Origin of the sequence: Galactobacter sp., assembly GCF_022712295.1 — a bacterium.
Lineage (GTDB): Bacteria > Actinomycetota > Actinomycetes > Actinomycetales > Micrococcaceae > Galactobacter.
This window is the reverse complement of record NZ_JALAGT010000189.1, coordinates 1-15,598: the sequence shown is the minus strand read 5'-3', so window position 1 is coordinate 15,598 and position 15,598 is coordinate 1. Positions and strand designations below refer to the sequence as shown.

The window sequence follows — 15,598 nt, the reverse complement described above, 5'->3', positions numbered from 1 at the left end:
GAAGGCGCGGTAACCACCAACTGGAAACAAGCCCTCGCCCAACTCGCCGTCGCCTACCCCGAGCGCATCAACCCCTACCTCTGACCCACCAACAACCAAGAAATATCAGGAGGGCTTACACAGAAAACTTGACAGGCTCCGGGGCGTCGATGGCGACGTCGACGACCTTGCGCGCCCGAGTGGCGTTCAGGCCACGGTGCAGGCTGACGTCCCGAATGACGCCGGCGCGGACGTTACGCGGTGAACGGTCCTTGGCCCTCTGCTCTGCGGTGCGTGAGTCGATCAGGTGGGAGGTCAACACGGCCTGCACGGACTCGATGATCCGCCCGATCGTTTCAAGCTGCCCGATGCTCGCCAACGTCTCCTCATCAGACAGTGCAGCCAGGTCCAGTCGCGGGGCAGTGGTGTCTGTCGATACTGCGCGAGTCGACGTGAGGCTGCCCAGGGCGTTCTTGATGGCTGCAATCCCCGGGTGCACCTGCCCGCCGTGATCCTGACCGGTACCGTGACGGTCTTGAGGTGTTTCGGTGGTCGAGGCGACGCGACTTGAGGGCTTGCTACCGGATGCTGAATGAATCGCACCGGTGCCCTTGGTTGCGTCCGTTCCCCCATCATGGGAACCGTGATTGGTTGCCATGCACTAATCTTACTCTCGGCGGATCTTCGGTCAAGGTTTCTGCGGATTTGCCAGGGTTTTCCCAGGAATTAGTGGAGTGGTCTCACTAAGTGTGGACGACACGCCGAACTGACGGCCATTTGCAGCGTGTTTGCGCCCAGCGTGGAGGCCTGCGGGTTCCGCAAGCTTCGCCCCTGGCCGCGGCGCTGTGGGCAAATACAATGCATGTTCGATCGGCATGAAGACAGCGCACGAAAGATAGTCCTTGATATGCTTCAACAAGTGGTTCAAGCTGATTCTTGAGCGCATCTAAGGCGTGTATTTCGATTCACCGCTAAATGCATTCTAGAGATGTATCAGCGAAGCTCCCTCCGACGGTGGTTTCTGCGGTGACAACAGGGAGGAGGCACCCCTGACGTTTTGGTGGGCCCCGGCCAGCCACTCCGGCGTGAGGGGCGCTACGGCGGGTACAAGGAGTCATCACCACAACGTGGAGAGTCACCTTGACGTGGTGAGTCGCCACGGCATGAGGGTAACCACGACGCGAGGGTAGCCACGGCGTGAGGAGCTTCGAGTGGACGTCGGCGTTCCGACTGGTTCCGACGGGGAGCCGAAGAGAAGCTGTATCGGAGCGAGGACCTGGGCGCGAACGCCGGGTGTTCTCGCGCGGCTCAGCCGCGGCGTGTGGACTGCTCCTGATGACTACGACGCAGCCCGTGGTGGCGTGCGTCCATGACCGCGGCGACCGAGCGCCACGACATGATCGCTCCCATGGATACGGCGGAGGCGACGGAGAAGATCGAGGCGAAGGAGCCGATGGATCCGATCGAGAAGGCCGATCCCACACTGCCGATCGACATTAAGGAATTCTTGGAGCCGATGGAGAGGAAGGATCCGGTGGAGAACAAGGAGAACCTGGAGTTGGTGGAAGCCATGAACGCACGGTACGCGCCTAGGTGGCCGACGGACAGGGGCTGATCAAGGGAACGCAAGCGGTGCGGACCGACCTTGCGGTGTGGACGGCCAGAGCGCGCCCGGTGCCCGGCGCCCGGCGCCGGGCACGCGGCGCCGGGGCCGCGCCGTCGGGCCTGGAAATTCGCGGTTACTCGCGGCGGCCGTGGACGCGTTCGTCGAGCGCCTGCATCGTGGAGTCCAGGTTGCCGGCCATGTGCGCTGCGCGGGTGAGTTCCTCGGTGATGTCCGCGGGGACGTCGCCGTCGAACTTGTAGTGGATCTTGTGTTCCAGTGCGGCCCAGAAGTCCATGGCGATGGTGCGGAACTGGATCTCCACGGTCACGGGTGTTGGGCCGGTGGAGAGGAAGATCGGGACCTGCACAATGGCGTGAAGTGAGGTGTAGCCGTTGGGCTTGGGGTGGGCGATGTAGTCCTTGACCTCGAGCACTTCGATGTCGTTCTGACGGGAGAGCAAGTCGAAGATCCGGTAGGTGTCGCGTTTGAAGGAGCAGACCACACGGGCGCCGGCGATATCGGTGATGTGCTTACGGATCTCGGGTAGGGACGGAGCCAGCCCGCGATCCCGGATCTTCGTTGCCAGCGATTCTGGAGACTTGATCCGGGTCGCCACGTGTTCAATGGGGTTGTAGTCGTGGACATGCTGGAACTCCTGGCGGAGGATGTCGATCTTGGTCTCAATCTCCTGCAGTCCGAACTCGTACTCCAACATGAACCGCTGCAAGCCGGTGCGTAAGGTCTTGAAGTCCTCACCGTTGGACTCCGCCAGAGGCGCTGCGATCTCTGCAAGCCTGGTCACTGCTTCCGAGATCTCCGGCTCGTTGTGCATCGCATCGTCCTTAGGCGTCGGGGTCCCTGTGCCACGACCCCACGGCCGCAACTGCTACGTCGAAAGGGTAGCCGGGCAGTCCGTGCGCAGGCTGAATGTGGTCCGGCCGAGGAGACGTTGGTCATAGTCGGTCACGATCGGGGCGGGATGGCGGCGTAGGTGCGTCAATATGGATGACGGCGCATGGTGCCAGTGCTCGATGCTTCACCCGCCGGTAACACGAGATATCGAAGATCATTCGAGAACTTCCGGAAAATGCCGGAGCCTGGCGCTTACCCTTCGGAAGAATCCCACTTTGCCCGGGAATGATTCGATGTGGTCCCATTGATCCCAGTGCGGCACACAGCCGTAAGCCACGCACCACTGAACCCAAGGAATCTCTCTCATGTCCAAGCATCGCCTCGCACTCCGCCTTGGCGCCCTCGGCGCCATCGCAGCCCTGTCCCTGACCGCCTGCGGTGGCGGCAATGACGCTGATGAGGCCATCGGCGACGACGTCAAGACCGTCACCATCGGTGTCGCGGACGGCGCCGAGTCGTACTGGCAGGTCTACAAGAAGAAGGTCAAGGAGGAGACCGGCGTCGATGTGAAGTTCAAGAACTTCTCCGACTACAACCAGCCAAACAAGGCCTTGGACAACGGCGAACTCGACATGAACGAGTTCCAGCACCTGCAGTACCTGGCCAACTCCAACGTGAAGCAGGACCAGAACCTTCAGCCCATCACCGCCACCGCGGTCTACCCGCTGCCCTTGTACTCCACGAAGTACGACTCGGTTGAGGACTTCAAAAACGGCGACAAGGTTGCCATCCCCAACGACCCGGTGAACTCCGCCCGTTCCTTGGGCGTGCTCAGCGAGGCCGGCCTGATCGAGCTCAAGAAGCCCTTCAGCACCGTCACCACCATCGCCGATCTGGACAAGGACAAGTCCAAGGTGGAGGTCGTGCCCGTTGATGCCAAGCAGACCGCTCAGCAGGTGGATGGACTGGCCGGCGCCATCGTGAACAACAACTACGCCACGGCCGCCAAGCTCAGCGACGACGACATCGTCACCGCTGACGACCCGAACTCGGATGTTGCCAAGCCCTACATCAACATCTTCGTGGTGCGTGAGAAGGACAAGGACAACAAGACCCTGAAGGAGGTCGCGGACCTTTACCACGACCCCGAGGTGGAGAAGGCCATCGTCAAGGACCTCGGTGAGGGCGGCGTCTTCAAGACCAACGACCCCAAGGACCTGCAGGACACGCTGGCTCAGATCGAGAAGGACATCAAGGACAACGGCGGAGCCGAGTGATCCTGGGCTGATGCTCTCACAACGTCGTGGGGTGGCACGCGGAACCGACCTCGGTTCCGGGCGCCGCCCCACACGTCATTGGCCGTTGTGCCTGCAGCGTGGATACCGGCATCGCCGCGAAAGTCCCGTAAGGTGCAGTGCCAAATCCAGAACGCATCCAAACCCAACGGGCTCGCTATGAGCCGCAAGGGGGAGGCAGCCCAAGAACAACGCCTCGAGGAGGCCAGATGAGCGACATCGTCACTTTCACCGATGTCACCAAGGTGTTCGGGAAACCCGTCAAGGGTGCAACCCCGCCACCGGCCCTTGACCACATCACTCTGGGGATCCGAGAGGGATCCATCACCGGAGTGATCGGCTACTCGGGCGCGGGTAAGTCCACCCTGGTGCGGTTGGTGAATGCCCTGGAGACGCCATCCTCGGGGTCCGTGCAGGTGGACGGCCAGGAAGTCACCACGCTCGGTGAGACAGGGCTGAAGAAGCTCCGTTCCACCATCGGTATGGTCTTCCAGCAGTTCAACCTCTTCAACTCCCGCTCCGTGGCCGCCAACGTTGCCTACCCGCTGAAGCTGGCGGGTTGGGACAAGGCCAAGCGCCAGGCTCGCGTGAAGGAACTCCTCGAGTTCGTGGGTATCGCAGACAAGGCCAAGGCCCGCCCCACCCAGCTCTCCGGCGGCCAGAAGCAGCGTGTGGGTATCGCCCGCGCACTGGCCACGGACCCCAAGATCCTGCTCGCCGACGAGGCCACTTCCGCGCTGGACCCCGAGACCACGCAGGACGTGCTTGGGCTGCTGACCAAGATCAATCGCGAGCTCGGCACCACCATCCTGGTCATCACGCACGAGATGCACGTGGTGCGCAGCATCTGCGACGACGTCGCGGTGTTGGAGAAGGGTGCGCTGCTGGAGGCCGGCCCGGTGTACGACATCTTCGCTTACCCCAAGAACGCCTCCACCCGGCGCTTCATCGATTCCACCATCCAGGACCAGCCGAGCCCGGAGACGGTGGCTCGCCTACGCGGCCGGTACGACGGCCGACTCGTGACGGTCTCCGTGGTGGACCGCGCGGAGGTGGGCGGCAGCGTGGACGTCGCGGCCGTTCTGCAGCGCGTCGGCAACGTCCACGCGGACGTGGTCTACGGTTCAGTGACGGAGATCGGAGAACGCCCCATCGGTTCGCTGACCTATGTGTTGCGCGGAGACGAGACCAAACTGAGTCAGGTGGTTCGGGAACTGCGGGAGCAGACCGACGTCATCGACTGGAACGCTGAGAACGAGGAGGCTGCCTGATGGATTGGTCATTCCTGGTGGAGCAGTGGGGCGACTCGATCGAGAAGACCCTCTACATGGTGCTGATCACCATGGTTCTGGGCGGCATCCTCGGCCTGATCATCGGCCTGCTGCTCTACGCCACGCGGCCGGGCAACCTGTTGCAGAACCGCGTGGTGTTCAACGTGGTGAACGTGATCATCAACATCTTCCGGCCCATTCCGTTCATCATCTTCATCGCGTTGATGCAGCCCACTGCGAAGGCGCTGATCGGCGTGACCACGGGCTGGCAGGCGGCCTTGGTCCCCATGACGCTGATGGCGGGCGTGGTGTTCGGCCGGTTGATCGAGCAGAACCTCGTGGCCGTGGACCCCGGGGTCGTGGAGGCCGCACGATCCATGGGTGCCGGGCGTTGGCGCGTGCTCTTCGGCGTGGTGATGCCGGAGGCGCTCGGCCCGTTGATCCTGGCCTACACCTTCCTGTTCATCGGTGTGGTGGACATGTCCGCCGTGGCCGGTTACATCGGCGGCGGCGGCCTGGGCGACTTCGCGATCACCTACGGTTACCAGCAGTTCGACACCAAGGTCACGCTGCTCGCGGTCATCACCATCATCGTGCTGGTGCAGTTGGCGCAGATGCTCGGCAACTGGTTGGCCAAGCGGGTCATGCGCCGCTGAGGCGGCTCCGAGTCCTCATGCCCGACGGCGGGGCGTCCCCTCTGTGGGGGCGCCCCGCCTTTGTGTCGCCTCAGTTCTGTGCCAGGGCATGGACCCGCATGCACCGCGCCAGTAGTTCATGAGCTGGGGCGGGTCCACCTGCAGGCAGCCCGGCTCCTAGGATGGTGGACATGGAAGAGATCACCACGGATATCGTCGTCATCGGACTAGGGGCCTTCGGGGCGGCGGCGCTGTGGAGGCTGGCCGAACGTGGTGTGAACGTGGTGGGCATCGACCGCTACGGGCTGGGCCATCACCTGGGTTCCTCTCACGGCACCACCCGACTGTTCCGGGTGGCCTGCCAGGAGCATCCCGGGTTGGCTCCGATCGCACGCAAATCGCGAGATCTCCTGCAGGAGCTGGGGCGGGAGACCGGGCAGAGCCTCATCATGACCACCGGCTGCCTGTCCGTCGGGGCCCCCGACACCCCTCCCATCGCAGGGACCAAGGCAGCGGCGGCCCAGGCCGGGATCACCCTCGAGGAACTGGATCACGAGGAACTCCTGCGCCGCTTCCCACAGTTCACGGGCACCGACCAGCGTGCCGTCGGGGTGATCGACCCAGAGGCCGGAGTCTGTTTCCCCGAGCGGGACGTTCGTGCTCAGGGGGAGGCCGCGGTCCGCGCAGGAGCGCGGGTCCTCGCGGACACTCGCGTCACCGGGCTGGAAATGCTCGACGACGGTGTCCGGGTGACCACGCCCGTTGCCACGGTGCGGGCCCGTCAGGCCATCGTGGCGGCCGGCGCGTGGAATCCGAAGCTGATCCCGGGGCTGCCACTGATCCCTCGACGCACTCCGATGTTCTGGTGGGACCCCAAGCCCGGTCACGAGGCCGAGTTCGCGATGCCGGACTTCCCAGCCGTGGTGCACGACCTGCCGGACGGACGACGGCTGTGGGGTCACGGTTCCTACGATGGCCCCGAGGGAACATGGCAGGTGAAGATCGGCATGGACGGGGAGTTCGCCGACTTCGCCGCCACGGACGCCGATGCACTGGACCGCTACATCCACCCGCGTGAAGACCTGGGCCAGGTCTCGGAATGGGTCGCGGATGCCTTCGACGGGATCGAACCGATGCCCGCCCGCACCATCCCGTGCATGGTGACGCACTCCCCGGATTCGCAGTTCCTGATCGGTCGCCCGGGCGGGGATCCACGTCTCGTGCTCGCCGGAGGCGACTCCGGCCACGGGTTCAAGCACACCGCAGGCATCGGTGAACTGCTGGCCCAGATCGCTCTGGGTGAGGACACCTACACGGACGTGGCCTTCATGAACCCGGATCGCTTTCCCGAGGTTGCCATGGCTGTTGCGGCATTGCCGTTCGGATAGCCAGTACTTGGCGAGTGATTTCCTGCTGCGGCCTTGGCCTAAACAGCCCTCCTGGGTGTGGGTGTGCACGAGCTTCACTGTGCACACCCACACCCAGCGTGTTGTCAACCTGCTACCACCGTCAGCTCTTGGGGCTTGCGTTCGCTTTTGCTGCCCCAATGCACGGTGATCAAGGAAACGATCGCCAAAATGGGGAACACGGAGATGATAAGCATTGTGGTCTGGACTCCAACCGCCGCGAGAACCACCGGGAAGAAGAACAACCCGATGATGGATCCCGCGCGCCCCATGGTCTCCGACCAGCCTGTGCCCATGCCACGAATTTCAGTGGGGTACACGACCGCTGCAAGAGTCTTGGACAGAGGGCCGGGGCCGAATGCGGTGCCCGCAAGCATGAGGCACACGAGCACGATCGGAAGTAGTGATGGATGATCGCTGTCCACTCCAACGAAACTCATCCACAGAAGACTGACCAAGACGATGCTGTAGCCGATCAGGCCCAGCTGGCGTAGTCCGAGGCGAGAGGTCAAGCGAACTCCGATGAGTCCAGCGATCATCGCGACTGCTTGAGCGCAGATCGTGGCGATGATGGTGGAGACCAGGTCGTGCCCAAACACCATGCCAGCAATGAGCGGGACGTAGAAACCGATTCCGTAGTACTGCAACTGCTGGCAGAAGGAACAGACGGACACCAGAACGGTTTTGGGAAGTTGCCCGATTTCGAAGAGCAGACTCAGACCGTAGCGACGCCTACTCGGATCGATCTCCTGATCGTCGGTGCCATCCGGCTCCAGTTGGACTTTGATGTCGTAGGTGGTTTCGAGAACCTTTGCAGCCTTAATCAGATTCTGGTGTTTAGCCGACCAGAGCGGAGATTCCTCGGAATACTTTAGACGCAGCACCAAGGCGACAAGGGCGATGACGGCCCCAAAGCCAACCGTATAGCGCCAGATACCGGAGGTTACGGCACCAAGGGCAAACGGCAGGGCAATGGCCACACCGAGGATGTTGGAGAAGGACGACACCGGCTGCCAGAAGTTGATGAATTTGGCGCTGGTCTCTTTTGTGAGTAGTTCAGCCATAAAAGAGAAGGCGACGGGTATGTCCAGCCCAACCGCAATACCAAGCACAACACGGAAGAAAAGCACCATCCAGAAGTTCACGGACAGGGCAACTCCGATGGGGGCAATGACCAGGAGGACCGCACAGATGATGAAGAGCCGATAGCGTCCAGTTCGATCAGCGATCATGCCGCCAGCGAGCGCGCTTACCAACGCGCCGATAGCTGTGGATGAGGTGATAATGCCAACCTGCGTTGCGGTCAGCCCCAGATCGTTGGTGAGAGAAGCAACGCCGATGCTGAGGCTCCCTAGGTCGTAGGCGTCGGCGAAGACCGAAGTCAGGGCGATGGCGAAGAGAATGCCTACTCGGGGAGTATTGCGGGGGTTGTCTTCCAGGTATTTAAGGATGTCACGCCGATTGCGTATGACCACTTTGTTCATGACTCTCAAGCCTCTCTGCTCAAGGACATCGCCGGAGGGGGTCCAGATTAGGGTGCCGAGGGATTCGGCGCGGATCGTCGGTCTAGGAGACCGTGGTGGCCGGGCAGGCGGGACGAAACGCCTGCCCGGCCATTGGGAGTCCGGTAGATGCCGGACGACCGGTTACGAAGTTGAGATCTCGAAACCGGAGTAGGAGGGAAGGGTGCAAACAGGACTTGCATAAGCCCGGATCTCATAGACCCCTGCCGCTGGTCCTCCGTTGGTAGCAAGTGCCACGAGCCTGAGGCCACCGGAAACGGCGGGGTGTTCGAGGGTGTGCACGACGCGGGTTGCGGTGTTGCCTTCGACACGGATGACGGTTTTCCAGGTCTGGCCATCTGCAACCTGAATCTCGTAGTCACGCAGTGTGTCGGGGTCACGGTAGAACGCGGGATAGGCGTGGTACTCGCGCAGGAGGTGGCCCGGGAAGGTCACCTGGACCTGGCGCAACGTTTGTGGTTCATCCCAGTCGAGCTGCAGCCAGGCCGGCAGCGGAAGCGATAAATCCGAGCGCCATTGGTTCGTGGAACGGTGCGGACGTGCCTCTCCGGTGACGACCTGGCTCGGCTCGTAGCCGTGCTGGGCAGGAGAGACCCGGAAGGAAAGGGTCTGACCCGAGCCGAAACGGCGATAGTGGCCGGGGTGGTCCTCGTAGGCGGCGATGAGGCCCGCCTGGACGGCTGGCGAGATGTGCCAAACGACTCCGGACGCCTGCTGCAGGTCGATGCGGATATAGCTCGTGGAGTCGGACACCGGTAATTTGACGTCCCAATCCACCCAGTGCGGGCCTCCGGCAGGGACTACAAGTTCTGTTTCTGCCAGCGGCTCACCTGCTTCGACGCGGTAGTCCCAAATATCCGTGACGGAGTAGAGGGTCGCCTTGACGCGGGTGTCTGCTCCAGTGGTGTTGGACAGGGCCAGACTCACGGTGTCCAGGGGGTCGCCTTCGCCGCGGATGATCCATTGTGCTGTACGGCGTTCAAGGTCGCCGGTGTAGGGATACAGTGGGTAGTTGCGCCAGTGACCCACGCCGTTGAGTCGATCCGGGGACGAGGGGCCAACCCCAGTGACGACGTCGCTCGAACTAGCTGAAATCGTGGCAGAGCGGGCAAGGTCCAACGGGTCCTGGTTGTCCACGTGGACCAAGAACGCTCCGTCGCGCAACAGGGTCTGCTGGATAGTGGTGACATCGGACGTTGCGGCGTCGGCGACACTGTCTGCTCGGTGGTGCAACGCCGCTGCGACGCCCACAGCTTGCCCCATGGAGGCGCAGGTGCCCATGACGCGCGTGGCGCTCATGGCCGAATGAGTAGCGGAGACATTCCGTCCGGCGAAGAAGAGGTTGGACAATGCCGCAGAGGTGAGTGCGCTCAGAGGGATCCCGAAAGGGCCGACGTACTTGGACCCCATTGAAGCCTTGTGCGGGTCGCTCCACTGGTTCTGAGTGCTGGGTTCGGCAACCTCCTTCAGGAGGCCGCCAATGGTGTGCAGATCAAGGTACCAACCGCCAAAGGCGACCTCATCATCGAAGATGCGGTTCCCTGTCAGGTCCTGTTCGAGCAGAAGATGGCGACCCTCGAGTCGGCGAGACTCGCGCTTTCCGGGGACCTGCCCTACCCAGTCGAGTGACCGGTTCTTGGCATGCATCGACCAGTACGGGTGGCGATTCTTCAGGTAGTCCCAGATCCCCAGGACGTGGCGGGTGAGTTCATGGCGGAGGGTTTCGTTCTCGTAAAGCGTGTTCCATGGCGCCCCGAGCTCGATCCACCAATACCCGCTGTCCAACGTCTGAATCTTGCGCCCGCCCTTCACCAGGAAGTCGTCGTTGTCGTAGCGAACGGCCCAGTCGGGGGCATGGAACTCGGTGGGTGAACCGGTGTCCACGGTCTTGAAATGAAGAGATGAACCCATGGTGTGCTCATCGCCGACAGTGGGTGCGTAGGCCTCATCGAATTCCGAGGACGATTCCTGCCCGAAGCGTGATGGATTGCCGGCCACGTCGCCAAGGGTGCCCTCACCCGTGCAGTCGATGAAGGCGCCAGCATGGATGTCGTGAATCAGCTCAGCGCCCCAGGTTCGCGCCTGGATGGATGTAATGCGCCCGTTCTTGACTGTGGCTGCTTCGACACCGGTGTTCATGTGCAACGTCAAGTTCTCGGTGCGCACGGCCATGTCGTAGAGAGTCAGGTCCCAGACGGAGTTGGTCCAGCCGTTCTCCTCGATGGTGGCGTGGTTGGTGACTCGGTCCTGAACCAGCGCCTCGGCGATGATGCCGGTCTCTCGTGCGTATCCGTGAAAGGCTGCAGCCCCGTGTGGGGTTACACGGACCTCTGAGGAAGAGTTGCCTCCCAGGACTGGACGATCCTGGATTAGGACCGTCTTGGCTCCGTGCCGCGCTGCGGCAATAGCAGCTGAGAATCCGGCCAACCCTCCGCCAGCGACGGCGACTTCGTATTCCTCTGCGACTGTGCGCATCGGTGCTCTCTCCGCATCTGTAGTGATTGTGGTGCACGTCATGTGGACCGGTCCACACACTATGCATGTAAACATGTCATGTCAATAGTGTGTTTCCTGTTCGAGTCCAACAGAAGGCCGACTGTCAGCCCTGGAGACTATGAATCACGGGCCGGATGGCCGTGTTCGGACGCCGCTGCTTAAACGACCGGGTGCGTGGTGGATCGCAGGATGAGCCGCGGAGGTACGTGCAGGTGCTGCCCCTGTTTCGGGTGGCTGGCTTGGGCCCTCAATAGAGTTTCCGCCGCCTGCGCGCCGATGGTCTGGTTATCCGGATCCACGGTTGTCAGCTGCGCTAGCCGGTATGACGACGATGGGGCGTTTCCGTATCCCACTACTGACACCAAGGCGCCCCGTTCGCGCACGGCAGCCAGCGCCCCGATGGCTGCTGGATCACCAGCTGCAGTTATGGCCGTAGGCGGTTCCGCCGCGTCCAATACTCGGGATGCGGCGGCGTATCCGGCAGCCTCCTCGAAGTCAGCGGACTCAACGTGGATCTGATGGCCGAGCCCGCGGACATTCATTGCCTGAACGTAGGCCTGGGACCTCGCTGTGCCGACGCGTCCGATACCGGCAAGATGCGTGATGCGGGTGTGTCCGAGTCCGGTCAAGTGCTCCACGACGAGGTCCATCCCTGCGTCGTCGTCGGTGAAGACTTCGGCGATCGAATCCAGAGCGACGTCGCGCACGCCGGCCACGACCGTTGGGACGGCGGTGGCAAGGGGTGCTAGCGTCGACATGTCGTGAACTCCACCGATGACAATCATTTTCGTTGGTCGCAGCCCGCGCAAGAAGGCGATGGGAGCCTCTTCCAAGGTTCGATCCGCGCCAGGTTCACTGAGGCTGGCTGCCGAGAGTAGGACATCCAGTCCTTCGGACTTGAGGCGTCGATACGCACCAATGACCATAGGGGCAAAGGCTGGCGAGTACAGGTCTGAGACCACAATGCCCACGAAACCGCCGTCCGGTCCGTTGAGCGTTCGCGCCGACCAGCTTGGTGCAAAGCCCAGGCGGTTGGCCGCATCATTGATGCGTTTGAGGCTGTCGCTTCCTACGCGTTGGGGATCCACGAATGCGCGGGAGACTAGAGACTTTGACACTCCTGCAACTGCTGCCACGTCACGAATGGTGGGGCGTTTGGGTGCGTCTTCCTTCGGGCTAGGCATGGCGTCATCGTATCGACGCGACGAAGCAACCGCAGAGCACGTGTCGCGCGCTCTCATGTGTGGTTGAGCGGTGGATTCAGTCCTGCGCCAGCACATCCACGTCGTCGGCGATCCGATACGGACCGGTGGCGATGATGGATCCGACCGCCCTGCGCAGTCGGGAGATTTCCGCCCGAATGGTCACTGCGTGGTCCGCGTCCCCGAACAGGGCCACGCTCAATCGTGGTGCGGTGAGGCCATCGCGGCCAGCCGTTGTCAGCAGCAGCAGGATCTGCGCATGCCGTGGGGTCAGTTCAACAGTCCACGGTTCACCATCGGAGGAGACCTCGAGGGAGGTTCCGCGAAGCACGGCACTGAGGCGGGAACGAGGACCGGACGGGCGGATCAACCAGCCGTCCGGAAGTCGCTCCGGCACGCAGGTGCCGATGCCAGGGACCGCCAACGGCACGTCGGGCACAGGGGCGGAAATCCGTTCGCGCGGAGTGAGGCCCACGCTGGAAGCCACCCACCCGTCGTCGTCCACCACCAGCGCCGGCCCCGAGCGCACCAGGTGTGCAGAGGAACGGCGAAGCCGTTCCAAGCCGGCCTGATGCCGTTGGTGGAGCATGGCCTCCGCCAACGTCGCGCTGGAGCGGACCAGGGCACTGAGGGCGGGGTGCAGGGTGAGCGCCGGGCCGGACACGTCCACGACGCCCAGCAGTTTGCCGGTGCGCGGATCGTGGATGGGCGCCGCGCTGCAGTACCAGGGGTGCTGCTCCAACTCGAAGTGCTCGCCCGCGAAGAGGTCCACCGGCGCTGCCTCCGCCAAAGCGGTCCCGATCGCATTGGTTCCGACACGCTCCTCGGTCCAGACGGCGCCCTCTGCGAAGCCCAGGCGGTCTGCGGTGATCCGGACTCGGGAGGCTCCCTCACGCCAGAGGATGCGGCCCTCGGCGTCTGTGACCACCACGATGTAGTTCGCCGCATCGGCCGACGTGGTGAGCACGCCGCGCACGTCGTCGATCACGTGGCGTAGCGGGGAGGTGGCGCGCATATGCTCCACGCGGTCCAGCCCCAGTGGGTCCCGGAGGTTTCGGCCGGAGGTATCGAGGCCCAGATGCAGAACGCGTTCCCACGATCGGGCCACGAGATCGCGTGGGCGTTCGGGCAAGGCCGAGCCCGCAAGGGCCGCGTGATGCATGCGACGCGTGGCGCGGGCCCGCTCATCAAGCGGGACGGGCGCAGGCAAGGGTGCCGTCATTGGTACCTCCTGCGGTGAGGGTAGCCCGGGTTGCAACACGCTGCAACGGTTCTGGTGCGGATCCCAGAGCGTTTGAATGATGTGACCCAGCACACGGTTCGTGGAGTCCAGGCCTGGCCGGTGCCGGGTCGAACTCATTGCAACGGCGCAATCCGAAGGAGTACCCATGTCATCCACGACTCTCACACCGCCCACCACCTCCGAGGCGGATGACATCGCCAACGAGTGGCTCGGCCGCTTCGAATCCGCGTTGAGGGCCCGGGACATCGCTGCGGCCGCGGACTGCTTCCAAGCCGAATCCTTCTGGAGGGACCTCGTGTCCTTCACGTGGAACCTCACCACCGTGGAGAACCCTGCCGGCGTCGAGGACCTCCTCTCCGCCAACCTGGAGCGCGTCAGCCCGCACGACTTCGCGCTGGAGGAGCCGGCCGACCTCGCGGACGGCGTCAACACCGTCTGGTTCACGTTCTCCACTGCGGAGGGCACGGGACGTGGGCTCGTCCGGCTTCGCGAGGAGGACGGGGTCCACAAGGCGTGGACCTTGCTGACCTCACTCCAGGAACTCGCCGGCTTCCAGGAGCCCCGCGGAACGCGCCGCATCAAGGGGGCGGAGCACGGCGCCAACCCTGACCGAGTGACGTGGTCGGAACGCAAGGCACAGGAGGCCGAATCTCTGGGGCGCACGGAACAGCCGTACACATTGGTGATCGGCGGCGGCCAGGGTGGCATTGCGCTCGGCGCTCGCTTGCGCCAGCTGGGTGTGCCGTCCCTGGTGATCGACAAGTACGACCGGCCCGGTGACCAGTGGCGGGGCCGCTACAAGTCCCTGGCTCTGCATGACCCGGTCTGGTACGACCACCTGCCCTACATCAAGTTCCCCGACAACTGGCCCGTGTTTGCTCCCAAGGACAAGATCGCGGACTGGCTGGAGTTCTACACCAAGGTCATGGAGGTGCCGTACTGGTCCCGGACCGAGGCGCTGAAGGCTTCCTATGACGAGGCGGCCAAGGAATGGAGCGTGGAGGTCAACCGGGACGGAGAGAAGCTGACCCTGCACCCCAAGCAACTGGTCTTCGCGACCGGGATGTCCGGGAAACCCAACATCCCGAGCTACCCGGGGCAGGACGTCTTCCGGGGCGAGCAGCAGCACTCCAGCCGGCACCCGGGACCGGACGCCTACCGTGGCAGACAAGTCGTGGTGATCGGCTCCAACAACTCCGCCTTCGACATCTGCGGCGCCCTCTGGGAGAACGGCGCGGACGTAACCATGGTGCAGCGCTCCTCCACCCACATCGTCAAGAGCGACTCCCTGATGGACATCGGTCTTGGGGACCTCTACTCGGAGCGTGCGCTCGCCGCCGGCGTGACCACGGAGAAGGCCGATCTGATCTTCGCGTCCCTGCCGTACAAGGTCATGCACGAGTTCCAGATCCCGCTGTATCAGCAGATGGCCGAGCGTGACAAGGACTTCTACGACCGGCTGGAGAAGGCCGGGTTCTGGCACGACTGGGGCTCGGACGGCTCCGGCCTCTTCCTGAAGTACCTGCGCCGTGGTTCCGGCTACTACATCGACGTGGGTGCTGCGGAGCTGGTGGCCGACGGTGAGGTGAAGCTGGCGCACGGCCAGGTGGATCATCTCACCGAGGATGCCGTGGTCCTGGAGGACGGTACGGAGCTGCCCGCCGATCTGGTGGTCTATGCGACCGGCTATGGGTCCATGAACGGCTGGGTCGCCGACATCGTCTCGCCGGAGGTGGCCGACGCCGTCGGCAAGGTGTGGGGCCTCGGCTCCGATACCCCAAAGGACCCCGGACCGTGGGAGGGGGAGCAGCGCAACATGTGGAAGCCCACCCAGCAGGAGGGCCTGTGGTTCCACGGCGGCAACCTGCATCAGTCGCGCCACTACTCGCTCTACCTGGCGTTGCAGCTGAAGGCGCGTTACGAGGGGGTGCCTACGCCGGTCTACCGGCTGGCGCCGGTGCATCACACCCGCTGACGCTTCTGCCGGACACATTTGCCCAGGCTTTCCGTCACCGCCGCCTGGAGCATCCCGGAGGCGGTGACGGAAAGCCAGTGGAAGGTGCGGCCGCAGTGCAATGTGCAACACCGAG

General features: G+C 63.4%; 12 protein-coding genes. 6 read left to right on the top strand and 6 right to left on the bottom strand.

The window, feature by feature from the left end; all coding sequences use genetic code 11:
* Positions 1-115: 115 nt before the first annotated feature.
* Entirely contained in the window at positions 116-637 is a 522-nt protein-coding gene (locus Q0A15_RS13715; RefSeq protein WP_291280085.1) for a hypothetical protein, read from the bottom strand.
* 711 nt (positions 638-1,348) lie between these two features.
* Between Q0A15_RS13715 and Q0A15_RS13710 the strand changes: the two genes are divergently transcribed.
* Positions 1,349-1,594: a hypothetical protein gene (locus Q0A15_RS13710; RefSeq protein WP_291280084.1), complete on the top strand. Its 246-nt coding sequence runs from the start codon at positions 1,349-1,351 to the stop codon at positions 1,592-1,594.
* Positions 1,595-1,718: 124 nt separating this feature from the next.
* On the opposite strand, the gene Q0A15_RS13705 is transcribed toward Q0A15_RS13710, so the two are convergent.
* Positions 1,719-2,300, bottom strand: coding sequence for a GTP pyrophosphokinase family protein (locus tag Q0A15_RS13705; RefSeq protein ID WP_291280086.1), 582 nt, complete (start codon positions 2,298-2,300; stop codon positions 1,719-1,721).
* A 502-nt stretch (positions 2,301-2,802) separates the two neighbouring features.
* Here Q0A15_RS13705 and Q0A15_RS13700 point away from each other — a divergent pair.
* The 4 genes from Q0A15_RS13700 (at position 2,803) to solA (ending at position 7,026) form a co-directional block, all read left to right on the top strand.
* Positions 2,803-3,714 (top strand): MetQ/NlpA family ABC transporter substrate-binding protein, encoded by a 912-nt coding sequence (locus tag Q0A15_RS13700; protein ID WP_291280083.1) that lies wholly within the window; start codon positions 2,803-2,805, stop codon positions 3,712-3,714.
* 227 nt (positions 3,715-3,941) lie between these two features.
* Positions 3,942-5,003, top strand: coding sequence for a methionine ABC transporter ATP-binding protein (locus Q0A15_RS13695; RefSeq protein ID WP_291280082.1), 1,062 nt, complete (start codon positions 3,942-3,944; stop codon positions 5,001-5,003).
* Positions 5,003-5,659: a methionine ABC transporter permease gene (locus Q0A15_RS13690; protein WP_291280081.1), complete on the top strand. Its 657-nt coding sequence runs from the start codon at positions 5,003-5,005 to the stop codon at positions 5,657-5,659. The genes Q0A15_RS13695 and Q0A15_RS13690 overlap by 1 nt, the downstream gene beginning before the upstream one ends.
* Positions 5,660-5,829: 170 nt before the next feature.
* The gene (solA, locus tag Q0A15_RS13685) at positions 5,830-7,026 is read left to right on the top strand and encodes an N-methyl-L-tryptophan oxidase (protein ID WP_291280080.1); all 1,197 of its coding nucleotides are present in this window, start codon (positions 5,830-5,832) and stop codon (positions 7,024-7,026) included.
* 104 nt (positions 7,027-7,130) lie between these two features.
* On the opposite strand, the gene Q0A15_RS13680 is transcribed toward solA, so the two are convergent.
* The 4 genes from Q0A15_RS13680 to Q0A15_RS13665 all read right to left on the bottom strand — a co-directional run bounded on the left by Q0A15_RS13680 (position 7,131) and on the right by Q0A15_RS13665 (position 13,487).
* Entirely contained in the window at positions 7,131-8,528 is a 1,398-nt protein-coding gene (locus Q0A15_RS13680) for an MFS transporter (RefSeq protein ID WP_291280079.1), read from the bottom strand.
* A gap of 162 nt (positions 8,529-8,690) precedes the next feature.
* On the bottom strand, positions 8,691-11,042 hold the full coding sequence (locus Q0A15_RS13675) for an FAD-dependent oxidoreductase (protein ID WP_291280078.1): 2,352 nt from the start codon (positions 11,040-11,042) through the stop codon (positions 8,691-8,693).
* A 179-nt stretch (positions 11,043-11,221) separates the two neighbouring features.
* Complete coding sequence (locus tag Q0A15_RS13670) at positions 11,222-12,247, bottom strand: LacI family DNA-binding transcriptional regulator (protein ID WP_291280077.1); 1,026 nt, start codon at positions 12,245-12,247, stop codon at positions 11,222-11,224.
* 76 nt (positions 12,248-12,323) lie between these two features.
* On the bottom strand, positions 12,324-13,487 hold the full coding sequence (locus Q0A15_RS13665) for a GAF domain-containing protein (RefSeq protein ID WP_291280076.1): 1,164 nt from the start codon (positions 13,485-13,487) through the stop codon (positions 12,324-12,326).
* 166 nt (positions 13,488-13,653) lie between these two features.
* Here Q0A15_RS13665 and Q0A15_RS13660 point away from each other — a divergent pair, with 166 nt between their 5' ends.
* Complete coding sequence (locus Q0A15_RS13660; protein ID WP_291280075.1) at positions 13,654-15,483, top strand: NAD(P)/FAD-dependent oxidoreductase; 1,830 nt, start codon at positions 13,654-13,656, stop codon at positions 15,481-15,483.
* Positions 15,484-15,598: the final 115 nt, after the last annotated feature.

Excerpts from the sequence above, each read along its gene's own strand:
- Q0A15_RS13715 (WP_291280085.1), bottom strand. The coding sequence starts at position 637 with ATGGCAACCAATCACGGTTCCCATGATGGGGGAACGGACGCAACCAAG.
- Q0A15_RS13710 (WP_291280084.1), top strand. The coding sequence starts at position 1,349 with ATGACCGCGGCGACCGAGCGCCACGACATGATCGCTCCCATGGATACG.
- Q0A15_RS13705 (WP_291280086.1), bottom strand. The coding sequence starts at position 2,300 with ATGTTGGAGTACGAGTTCGGACTGCAGGAGATTGAGACCAAGATCGAC.
- Q0A15_RS13700 (WP_291280083.1), top strand. The coding sequence starts at position 2,803 with ATGTCCAAGCATCGCCTCGCACTCCGCCTTGGCGCCCTCGGCGCCATC.
- Q0A15_RS13695 (WP_291280082.1), top strand. The coding sequence starts at position 3,942 with ATGAGCGACATCGTCACTTTCACCGATGTCACCAAGGTGTTCGGGAAA.
- Q0A15_RS13690 (WP_291280081.1), top strand. The coding sequence starts at position 5,003 with ATGGATTGGTCATTCCTGGTGGAGCAGTGGGGCGACTCGATCGAGAAG.
- solA (WP_291280080.1), top strand. The coding sequence starts at position 5,830 with ATGGAAGAGATCACCACGGATATCGTCGTCATCGGACTAGGGGCCTTC.
- Q0A15_RS13680 (WP_291280079.1), bottom strand. The coding sequence starts at position 8,528 with ATGAACAAAGTGGTCATACGCAATCGGCGTGACATCCTTAAATACCTG.
- Q0A15_RS13675 (WP_291280078.1), bottom strand. The coding sequence starts at position 11,042 with ATGCGCACAGTCGCAGAGGAATACGAAGTCGCCGTCGCTGGCGGAGGG.
- Q0A15_RS13670 (WP_291280077.1), bottom strand. The coding sequence starts at position 12,247 with ATGCCTAGCCCGAAGGAAGACGCACCCAAACGCCCCACCATTCGTGAC.
- Q0A15_RS13665 (WP_291280076.1), bottom strand. The coding sequence starts at position 13,487 with ATGACGGCACCCTTGCCTGCGCCCGTCCCGCTTGATGAGCGGGCCCGC.
- Q0A15_RS13660 (WP_291280075.1), top strand. The coding sequence starts at position 13,654 with ATGTCATCCACGACTCTCACACCGCCCACCACCTCCGAGGCGGATGAC.